Annotated in this window: 6 protein-coding genes; 1 reads left to right on the top strand and 5 read right to left on the bottom strand. The window is 61.5% G+C overall.

Features of this window, described 5'->3' with window-relative positions:
* Window positions 1-222 precede the first annotated feature (222 nt).
* A complete protein-coding gene (locus IAE77_RS06865; RefSeq protein WP_294223764.1) occupies window positions 223-1,212 on the bottom strand; it encodes a MoxR family ATPase in 990 nt (329 codons plus the stop codon).
* Between the two features lie 465 nt (window positions 1,213-1,677).
* Between IAE77_RS06865 and IAE77_RS06860 the strand changes: the two genes are divergently transcribed.
* Window positions 1,678-3,042, top strand: coding sequence for a DUF1501 domain-containing protein (locus tag IAE77_RS06860; RefSeq protein ID WP_294223761.1), 1,365 nt, complete (start codon window positions 1,678-1,680; stop codon window positions 3,040-3,042).
* Between the two features lie 16 nt (window positions 3,043-3,058).
* Here IAE77_RS06860 and IAE77_RS06855 read toward each other — a convergent pair whose 3' ends face one another.
* The 4 genes from IAE77_RS06855 to IAE77_RS06840 form a co-directional block, all read right to left on the bottom strand.
* Window positions 3,059-6,142: a type I restriction endonuclease gene (locus tag IAE77_RS06855; RefSeq protein ID WP_294223757.1), complete on the bottom strand. Its 3,084-nt coding sequence runs from the start codon at window positions 6,140-6,142 to the stop codon at window positions 3,059-3,061.
* 25 nt (window positions 6,143-6,167) lie between these two features.
* Window positions 6,168-6,671 carry a DUF4411 family protein gene (locus IAE77_RS06850; RefSeq protein ID WP_294223754.1) on the bottom strand — a complete coding sequence of 168 codons (504 nt, stop codon included), beginning with the start codon at window positions 6,669-6,671 and terminating at the stop codon, window positions 6,168-6,170.
* Window positions 6,668-7,819 (bottom strand): ImmA/IrrE family metallo-endopeptidase, encoded by a 1,152-nt coding sequence (locus tag IAE77_RS06845; protein WP_294223750.1) that lies wholly within the window; start codon window positions 7,817-7,819, stop codon window positions 6,668-6,670. Before IAE77_RS06845 ends, IAE77_RS06850 begins: the two co-directional genes overlap by 4 nt.
* A gap of 68 nt (window positions 7,820-7,887) precedes the next feature.
* Entirely contained in the window at window positions 7,888-9,174 is a 1,287-nt protein-coding gene (locus IAE77_RS06840; protein WP_294223747.1) for a PD-(D/E)XK nuclease family protein, read from the bottom strand.
* Between the last annotated feature and the right edge of the window lie 18 nt (window positions 9,175-9,192).

The raw sequence follows: 9,192 nt of genomic DNA, 5'->3' as shown, positions 1-9,192 counted from the left end.
TGATGGGGGCATCCATTGTCAGTTAACCACCAAAACAGAAAGTACAGAAATTATAGCTTAACGGCATTGAGGCTAAGCCGTGGTCAAGACCTCGGACGCAGAGAGGCAGCCGTCTCTTCTCCAAGCCTTTGAAGGCCGGGAGACGATGCGGGTGGATCGCGTTGAGCCATGCCCCGCGTCGCAGCGCGACTTCCAAACAGGAGATTCCCGCCGTTCAACCAGTCACGCCGCCTGCTGCGCCGGTGTTTTCACCTGATCGAGCAATTTGGTGATAATGTCGTCGATCTTCACCTGCTGCGCCTCGCCTTCGAAGTTCAGGATGATGCGATGACGCAGCGACACGTGCGCGATCGCACGAATGTCATCCGTGGAGACCGCCGTGGCGCCGTTCACGGCCGCCCACACACGAGCACCACGAATGAGCGCCTGAAGCGCACGTGGGCTGGCCCCATAACTGACGAAGCGTTTCACTTCCGGCAGCGCATCCGGCTGCTCGGGATGGCTGGCCAGGACAAGGCGGGACGCGTAGTGCGCCACGGGATCCGCCACAGGCATCTGGGAGAGCAGCTTCTGCAGCTCGATCAATTGCGACCCGCTCGTCATGTTTTCGAGCTTCGGCTCGGTGAAGCCGGTGGTGCGGCGGGAAATCTCCACCAGCGCATCGAGATCCGGGAACGGCACCTTGATCTTGAACATGAAGCGGTCGAGCTGCGCCTCCGGTAGCGGATACGTGCCCTCCATCTCCATCGGATTCTGCGTGGCCAGCACGAAAAACGGCTCCGGCAGCAGGTGCCGTTCGCCCCCCGTGGTCACACAGCGTTCCTGCATCACTTCGAGCAGCGCCGCCTGCGTTTTCGGCGTCGCACGATTGATCTCATCGACTAGGAGCAGATTCTTGAACACGGGGCCCTTTTCATAGCGCAGCGTACGATGCCCCTTCTCATCCTCACCCACGATGTGGGTGCCCAGGATGTCCGCCGGCATCAAATCCGGCGTGCATTGCACCCGTCCCGGCTCCAGACCGACCACCTGGGACAGCGTGCGCACGAGGTAGGTCTTCCCCAGCCCCGGAACGCCCTCCAGCAGCACGTGACCGCCGGAAAAGATCGCCACCAGCACATCCGTCAGCAGTTCGTCATAACCGACGATGGCTTTCTGCATCTCGGCTTTGAGCTTGTCGAACAGCGGGCGGAAGGTGGCAAGGTCGGGCATGGCAGGCGCGATTCTCGCCAGCGCCCTCGTTTGCGCAAGCCTTCCCGGCAACCGGCGCAGAAATCAGCGCTGAAAACGTGCCCTATCGCGAAAAACACGACGTGATCAGGCGGTGAACCTGCTTTCCAGCCGTTCTGACGCCTACGCCCCGGACATGCATCACCCGTCTCCGTCTTGCTAAGGAGAATGGATCGCCGCAGCCAGCCGTACCCAGGCTCTGCAGAGCCGGGAAAGCGAATGGCCGAGAGCGAGGAGTGATGCCGCCCCCCTTGCCTGCCCAGCTCGTGTATGAAAACCTCAATGATGAGAAGCCCAACGGCACGTGACTCCTGGGACCAGCATGCAATCCTGGGGGCCGCATCCGTCCGCCACTGATGATCGAAGCCAGCCCTGCAATCGGGACAAGGGACGACCTTCACGATGAAGCGCAAGACCTCGGTGCCAGCGTCGTAGGTTTGTGCCGTTGTGAATCCGGCACTCCCCGAAATCCGCGCCACGCGGCGAAACATCCTGCAAGCAGGCGGGATGGGCATGCTGGGCTTTGGTTTGAATCATCTGAGTGCTTTCGGTTCACCGATGCCGAAGGCTCAAATCGGCCTCGGGAAGGCCAAATCGGTCATTTTGATCTTCAACGGCGGCGCACCGAGCCACATCGACCTGTGGGACCCGAAACCCGACGCGCCATCCGAGATCCGTGGCGAGTTCAAAACGATCAAGACCAACGTCCCCGGCGTTCACATCACCGAATTGCTGCCGCAGATGGCCAAACGCATGCACAAGCTCGCGCTCATCCGCAGCGTGCATCACGGCCACAGCAGCCACAACGGCGGCATGCACTGGGCCACCGTCGGCAGGCCCTATCGCGTGGACAGCACGCTTATCACACCGAGCCCGACCGACATTCCGGGCGTCGGCACACTCTGCGGCTGGCTCGCTCAGCGCGATGGTTTTTCCAAAGGCGTGCCGCCATACGTCATCACGCCGTTTCCACATTGCGATAGCAAGGTGTACCTCACACCCGGCCAGTTCGGCGGCTGTCTCGGCAATCGCTACGATCCCTTTGTGCTCGATGACGATCCGAACGCGAAAACCTTCCGCGTGCGCAACATGGCGCTGGATTCGAGCCTCACGCCCACGCGTTTTCAGGAACGGCTCGCGCTGCTCAATCACATGAGCGCCGCCGCACGGCCCATCACCTCGCCGCAGACGGCTCAAATCGACATCTTCAACGAACAGGCCGCCAGCATGCTGCAAACCGGCAAGGCCGCCGAGGCCTTCGACCTCTCCAAAGAGCCCGAAAAAGTCCGCGAACGCTACGGTCGCCATAGCTGGGGCCAGTCGCACCTGCTCGCGCGTCGTCTTATCGAGGCCGGCACACGCTTTGTCACCACCGTGAACGGCCCGTCGATCACCTGGGACACGCACAAGGACAACTTCAACGGCCTCAAAAACAAGCTCGTGCCGCCGATGGAGCAGGCCTACGCCGCGCTGCTCGACGACCTCGAAGAACGCGGCCTGCTCGAAAGCACGCTTGTCGTGTGGATGGGCGAGTTTGGCCGCACGCCAAAGATCAACAACGACGCCGGCCGCGACCACTGGCCCGGCTGCTACAGCGTCCTCCTCGCCGGCGGCGGCGTGCGCGGCGGGCAGGTCATCGGCAGCAGCGATGCCACCGGTGCCTATCCCAAAGACCGCCCCATCTCCCCCTCCGACATCCACGCCAGCATCTACGCCGCCCTCGGCTACGACTACCGCGAGATCGAATACCGCTCCGCCGATGGCCGCCCCGTGCCGCTCACTGACGGTGTGATGATTCCGGAGTTGTTTTGAGGTTTGGGATAAAAAATCACGCAGCCTTCATCCGCAGCAGTTCCCAAAGGTCAGCATGGTTGAGCAGGATGCTCTTCAGGCCTTTTCGCACTGCTTCGGAGTTCAGGGCCTTGCTGCTCATCGACGTGTGGGCATCGAGCGCATCAACGATGGCATTCATGAGTTCGCTGTCGAGATCGGGTGAGGTGGCGAATTGCTCCTTGGTGTTGTTGGCAGCCTGCTGACGCAAAGTTTCGGACTGGAGCATCTTGCCGCGCAAAACGTGGTTCACATAGACGAGCTGGTCCTGCTCGGTGGTTTCAGCGCCGAAGAGCTCGTTCAGCTTCTCGATCAGCTCGCCCATGAAGACCTTCGTCTTTTCCTGCACGCTGCCGCCGCCTGTATCGGTGATCGGTTCCAGTTTCGGGGTCTCGCCTTCGCTCAAGAGCATCGACTGCTTGCCTTTGTTGGCCAGCTTGTGGCGGGTCAGCACGACTTTGGACAAATCAATGCCCTCACGCTCGCGGCCAAACTCCAGCAGCGGAATGAGTCGCTTGAAGAAGATCGCGCGTTTCTCGATGGCGGTGTTCCCGTAGTCGAAGATTTGGGAAAGGAAGGTGTAGAGGCGGATGAAGGCCCCCAGGTCGCCTTTGAAGAGGATCAGCGCGTTCAGTTCGTCCTGCGCGGCCTTGATGGCGGCCTCGTCTTTCTTTTCGCGGGCGGCTTTGAGGGCCTCTTGAGCGGCTTTGTAGCGCTTCATGAGGCGATCCACGACTGGCTCGATGGCTTTGAGCAGTTCGCTTTGTTTTTCGCCTTTCAAATCGGCTTCCACCACGCGATCTACCTCATAGTCATCGTAATGACCGGCGGCGTCCAGCTTGGCGCGGAGGTTGAAGACGAGATTCGGGTCGGTGGTGGCGGCGAGTTCGGCGGTGGTGTGGTAAGTCTTGAAGGCCGCGAGGATGTCGGTGGCCTCGTTGACGAAATCGACGACGTAGGTTGTGTCCTTGCCGGGATGAGCGCGGTTCAGGCGGGAGAGCGTTTGCACGGCCTGGATGCCGTCGAGACGCTTATCGACATACATGCCGCAGAGCAGCGGCTGGTCGAAGCCGGTTTGAAACTTGTTCGCCACCAGCAGGATTTGGTAGTCGTCGCCTTTGAAGGCCTCGCGGATGTCGCTGCCTTTGAGGTTCGGGTTCAAAGTCTTGCTCGTCTCGGTGAAGGCATCCGCGCCGCTGTCCTTGTCGTTCACCTCGCCGGAGAAGGCGACGAGCGTGCCGATCTTGTAGCCTTGCTCGGTGATGAATTTGTCGATGGCCAGCTTCCAGCGCACCGCTTCGAGGCGGCTGCTGACCACCACCATGGCCTTCGCTTTGCCTTCCAGCAGCGGAGCTACAAACTCGCGGTAGTGCTCCACCACCACCTGCACCTTCTGGGCGATGTTGTAGGGGTGCAGCCGCACCCAGCCCATGATGCCCTTCATGGCGGCGCTGCGCTCCACCTCGGCCTGATCGTATTCCTTGCCCTCGTGGGCCAGTTTGAAGGCCAGCTTGTAGCTCGTGTAGTTTTGCAGCACGTCGAGGATGAACTCCTCCTCGATGGCCTGCCGCATGGAATAGACATGAAACGGGCGCGGCAGGCCGTCTGCGTCCTTCGTGCCGAAAAGCTCCAGCGTCTTGTTCTTCGGCGTCGCGGTGAAGGCCACGAAGGTGATGCCGCTGTCCGCCGCGCGGGCCGCCATCTGCGCGGCGAGGATGTCCTCGGTGCTCACCTCGCCACCGTCGTTGAGTTCGGCCAGTTCTTCGGGAGAAAGCACCTGCTTGAGCTTCGAGGCCGCCTCGCCGGTCTGCGAGCTGTGCGCCTCGTCGGCGATCACGGCAAAGCGCTTGCCCTTCGTGGCGGCGAGCTGCCGCACGGCCTCCAGGGCAAAGGGAAAGGTCTGGATCGTGCACACGACGATCTTCTTCGAGCCGTCCAGCGCCTCCGCCAGCTTGCTGCTCTTGCTGCCGTCCTTGTTCGTGATCGTGGCGACCACGCCGCTCGTGCGCTCAAAGTCAAAAATGGCCTCCTGGAGCTGCGTGTCGATCACCGTGCGGTCGGAGACCACCAGCACCGTGTCGAAGACCTTGCGCTGCTCCGCATCGTGCAGTTCCGCCAAGAAATGCGCCGCCCAGGCGATGCTGTTCGTCTTCCCGCTGCCTGCGCTGTGTTGGATGAGATACTTCGCGCCCGGTCCGTCGTGCAAAACGGCGGCTTGCAGCTTCCGCGTGGCATCGAGCTGGTGAAAGCGCGGGAAGATGACCTGCTGGATCACCTTCTTCTTGTCCCGCTTGGCGATCAGGTAGCGCCCCAGGATCTCCAGCCAGCTCTCGCGTGCCCACACACGTTCCCAGAGGTAGGCCGTGCGGTGGCCGTCCGGGTTCACCGGATTGCCCGCCGCGCCGTCATTGCCGAGGTTGAAGGGCAGGAACTTCGTCGCCGGTCCGTCCAGCTTCGTCACCATCGCCACCTCGTGATTGCTCACGGCAAAGTGGACCAGCGCCCCGCTGGGGAAGCTCAGCAGAGGCTCCGGGTTCTGGCCCTTCGGTTTCGGGTGCCGGTCAAAGCGGTATTGGTCGATCGCATCGCCCACGCTTTGCGTGAAGTCCGTCTTTAGCTCCACCGTCGCCACCGGCACGCCGTTGAGAAAGAGCACGAGGTCGATGCAGTTCTCATTGTGCAGCGAGTAGCGCACCTGCCGCACCACCCGCAGGCGGTTCGCCGCGTAGCGCTTCAAAATCTCCTCATGGATCGCCATCGCCGGTTTGAACTCCGCCAGCTTCAGCGGCTGCTTCAGCCCCAGCAGCTCGATCCCATGCCGCAGCACGTCCAAAGTGCCCCGCTGGTCGATCTGATCCCGCAACCGATTGAGCAGCGTCTCCTCCGCCTTCGCGCCGTGGTTCTTGGAAAGGATATCCCAGGCCTTCGGCTGCGTTTCCTGCACCCAGGCCAGCACATCGGCTGGAAAGAGCGCCCGCGCCCGGTCATAGGCCGCCGCATCGCCCGGCGCGTAGAGCCAGCCGTTCGCCGCGAGGTGCTCGCAGATTTCCGTCTCGAAGCTGAGTTCTTGGTGCAGGGGCATGAATGGAAAAGTGGGCGCGGTTGATTCAGCGGTAGGCGCAGCCCAGTTCCTTCAGCATTTCGAAGGTATTGCAGTATTCCACGCCGAACTCCTCGCACACGTTTGGCAAGGGCACACGCGCCTTGGCTCCGTCTTGGCGTCCCTCATGGGTAACCAGGCAAAATCCCTCCTTTTTGGCAGTCGCCACCAGCCAGCCATCGGCATCATTATTGGCAAACTTGGCCTGTGCAGCTGGCAGGAAGCCTTTCGCCACGACCCAGGCCATCAATGGCGCAAACTCGGCAGTGATCGCCGCCGTGGAGTCATCCAGAAAAAATCCGTCAGAAAGATCACTTTCCACCCACAAGTGAAGTCGGTCCCCTTTCGACAGCTCCTTTTTCACTCGTTGCGTACTGTAAATGCGTCCGGCGGCGAAGCCATCCAGAATGGACTGCCAAAAGCCAGGACAGAGGTCGAAAGCATAATAGGAGCGATACGCCGTGATCAGCACGTTGGCGTCCAGCAGGTATTTTCGGCCCTCCGTCTTCATACCGCGAAGCCCAGCTCCCTCCCAAAGCGGTCATAGCTGCTGCCACTCAGGCCGGTGAGCTGGTAAGCCTCCCGGTATTGCAGGCGTCCCTCCTTGGCCGCGCCATAGACGGCTGCCGGGAAACGATGCCCCAGACGACTGCCCAGCGTCAGATAAAAGTTCCCACCACCGGCACCACTCGCCCGACGGTCGGCGGCTGCCTGCTTGTAGTCTTTGTAGAAGGCAAAGTAGGCCGCCCGGCTGATCAACTCCAGGTCCAGCACACGACGCGCAGCGACGACGGGGCTCACCTTGAAGAATCTTGCCAGCCGCTCAAAAGGCTTCTCCCCGTCCTTCACTTCCTTCCAGGCAGTTCGCATCTCATGCGCTGGCACGAGGAACTCCGCCGCCACCTGATTGCAGAAGATCTCCACGGCATTCTCCGAGGGCAAAAGTTCCTTGAAGTCCGAAATGCCGCCCTGCCCCAGCCACAGATGCGCCAGCTCATGCACCAGAGTGAACATCTGCGCCGCCTTGGCATCCGTGCCGTTCAGGAAAATGACCGGAGCGTGCGAGTCACTCAGGACGAAGCCGCGAAACTCCTCCACATCCAGCGGGCGATGCGTGTTGTTTTCCACCACCCCGTTGATCATCACCAGCACACCCACGCCTTCGATCTTCTGGATCAGCGTGCGCAGTGCCTCCTCCCAAGTCGTCAGTCTGCGGCTCCAATGCGCTTCCAGCCCCAGCGTGTGGCGGATGTCTTTGGCCACCTCTTCCGGCCTGTCCTTGAGCGTGCGACTGCCGATGAAACTCAGCGCCGGCTCCCCCTGTTCGATCAGGAATCCCTTCATCCACTCCTGCCGCAGTTGGACCGCATAGATCGTGTCCAGCAGGTGCGGGGACGGCCTCGCCACGCCGCGATCCTTCACCGTGCGGAAGTCCGGGATCGGCAGGCGCTCCTCCGGCGGTTCGGGCAGGAAAAAGTAGCCCAGGGGCGTGTAAGTCTGCGCCGCAAACTTTTCCAATTGCTTCACCGTCGGCTGTTCCTCCCCGCTCAGCCAAAGCGGATACTTCGGGAACTTCTGGCACAGCACCTCCTCGCTCAGCCTGGAGCGCTCCTGCGCCCATCGGAAAAGCTTGGATTGGATCTGTACCCGGTCGCTCATGGTAGGTAATGAGACGCTACGCCTCTGCTAGGCTGTTGCAATCATAGAACTTCCGGCACGCCTACGGCTCAGGCTCCCACTACCGCTTTGCAGGCCAGCGACTCCACCAAAGTTACGTGGTCCACAATCCCCTTCCACACCTCGGCGGCCACTTCGTCCACCGGCCTCTCCACCAAGCCTGCCAAAAAGGCATCGCTCATCGGGTGGTAGAGGTTATGCCAGCCAGTCGGCCATTTTGTGCCGTCCCAGAGGTCATGCGGGTCGGCTTTGTGATAGCCGGTCTGCCTCGATTGGTCATCCAGACGTTGATTCAGGAGCTTGAAATAGGCTTGAGCATCTTCCTCCATCGGCCTGACTTGCAGCCAGCCAATGCCCACCACCAGACCTTGCCAGCGCGGGATATGCAACAGACACCACTCGGCACCGTGGAGCGGCATCCGTGTCTCGGAAGGCGGGGGCACGATCACCAGTATGCCGTTGTCCTGCTGGCCAAAGGGCGTTTGGGGCTTCAGCGGGTTCCAGCGTGTCGAGTAGCCAGTGGGTGGCGTGTCTTGCAGGCGTTTTACCAGCCGGTCCAAGTAGGCACCGCGGGTCTGGTCGAAGGCTTGATTGATCACCTGCCGTTGGCGCAGCAGTTCCGGGTGTTGGAGCACGAAGTCGGTCAGTTGGTTCATGAGAGTCTGGTCGGCGGTCTGGCCGGTGAGTCCGCGCACCACCTCGCGGTATTGCAGCAGCACCTGATTGATGGGAATGAAGCGGTAGGAGGCTTGGAGGCACTTTTCCAGCCACGCCAGGATGTGCTCACGGTAAGAGATGCGCAGGTAATCGGCTCCGCCATGGCTGTTGGCGGCTTTGCCGTCCGGCGTCAGGTAGAGCAGCCGGCCGCCAGTTCCGAGACGGCGCTGGAGATAGCTGGCGTAGCGCTTGAGTTGGTCGGGCTGCTCCCCCGCCCAGATCTTGTTTTCGATGGCGATTCCGCAGCCCGCGCACTCGAGCAGCAGATCCATCTGCCCCGCGGCGGTGGAGACCTCCTTCCCGACGGACCATGCGGCCTCGGAGGGCACGGGCTCCCAAGTCACAGGATTCCCCGCCGCGTCTTGCGGCGGCAATTCCGCGAGCGTCTGGCAAAACAGGTTCAAAAACAGCGCCCCGCAGTCATGCGTGCCGGCAGGATTGAGGAGGTTGTGCAGAAAGCGCGTGTGCAGCCGCACCTCATCGTGCGCCTCCAGCAGCGTGGTGAAGACATTGAAGCGCTCGTGCGTCGTGCGTGCCCGCTCTTCAGCACGGGCACGCACCACCGCCAGCAGTTGCACCAGCTGTTGGAGCGAGGCAGAAAGGGGAGCGGAAAGGGACATATCTGATGTAGCTACTTC

Origin of the sequence: Prosthecobacter sp., from assembly GCF_014879935.1 — a bacterium.
GTDB lineage: Bacteria > Verrucomicrobiota > Verrucomicrobiia > Verrucomicrobiales > Verrucomicrobiaceae > Prosthecobacter.
This window is presented reverse-complemented; position numbering and strand designations above follow the sequence as displayed.

What these genes read in the sequence shown, in the direction of transcription:
- IAE77_RS06850 (WP_294223754.1), bottom strand. Translation starts at nt 6,671, where the DNA reads ATGAAGACGGAGGGCCGAAAATACCTGCTGGACGCCAACGTGCTGATC.
- IAE77_RS06840 (WP_294223747.1), bottom strand. Translation starts at nt 9,174, where the DNA reads ATGTCCCTTTCCGCTCCCCTTTCTGCCTCGCTCCAACAGCTGGTGCAA.
- IAE77_RS06845 (WP_294223750.1), bottom strand. Translation starts at nt 7,819, where the DNA reads ATGAGCGACCGGGTACAGATCCAATCCAAGCTTTTCCGATGGGCGCAG.
- IAE77_RS06865 (WP_294223764.1), bottom strand. Translation starts at nt 1,212, where the DNA reads ATGCCCGACCTTGCCACCTTCCGCCCGCTGTTCGACAAGCTCAAAGCC.
- IAE77_RS06855 (WP_294223757.1), bottom strand. Translation starts at nt 6,142, where the DNA reads ATGCCCCTGCACCAAGAACTCAGCTTCGAGACGGAAATCTGCGAGCAC.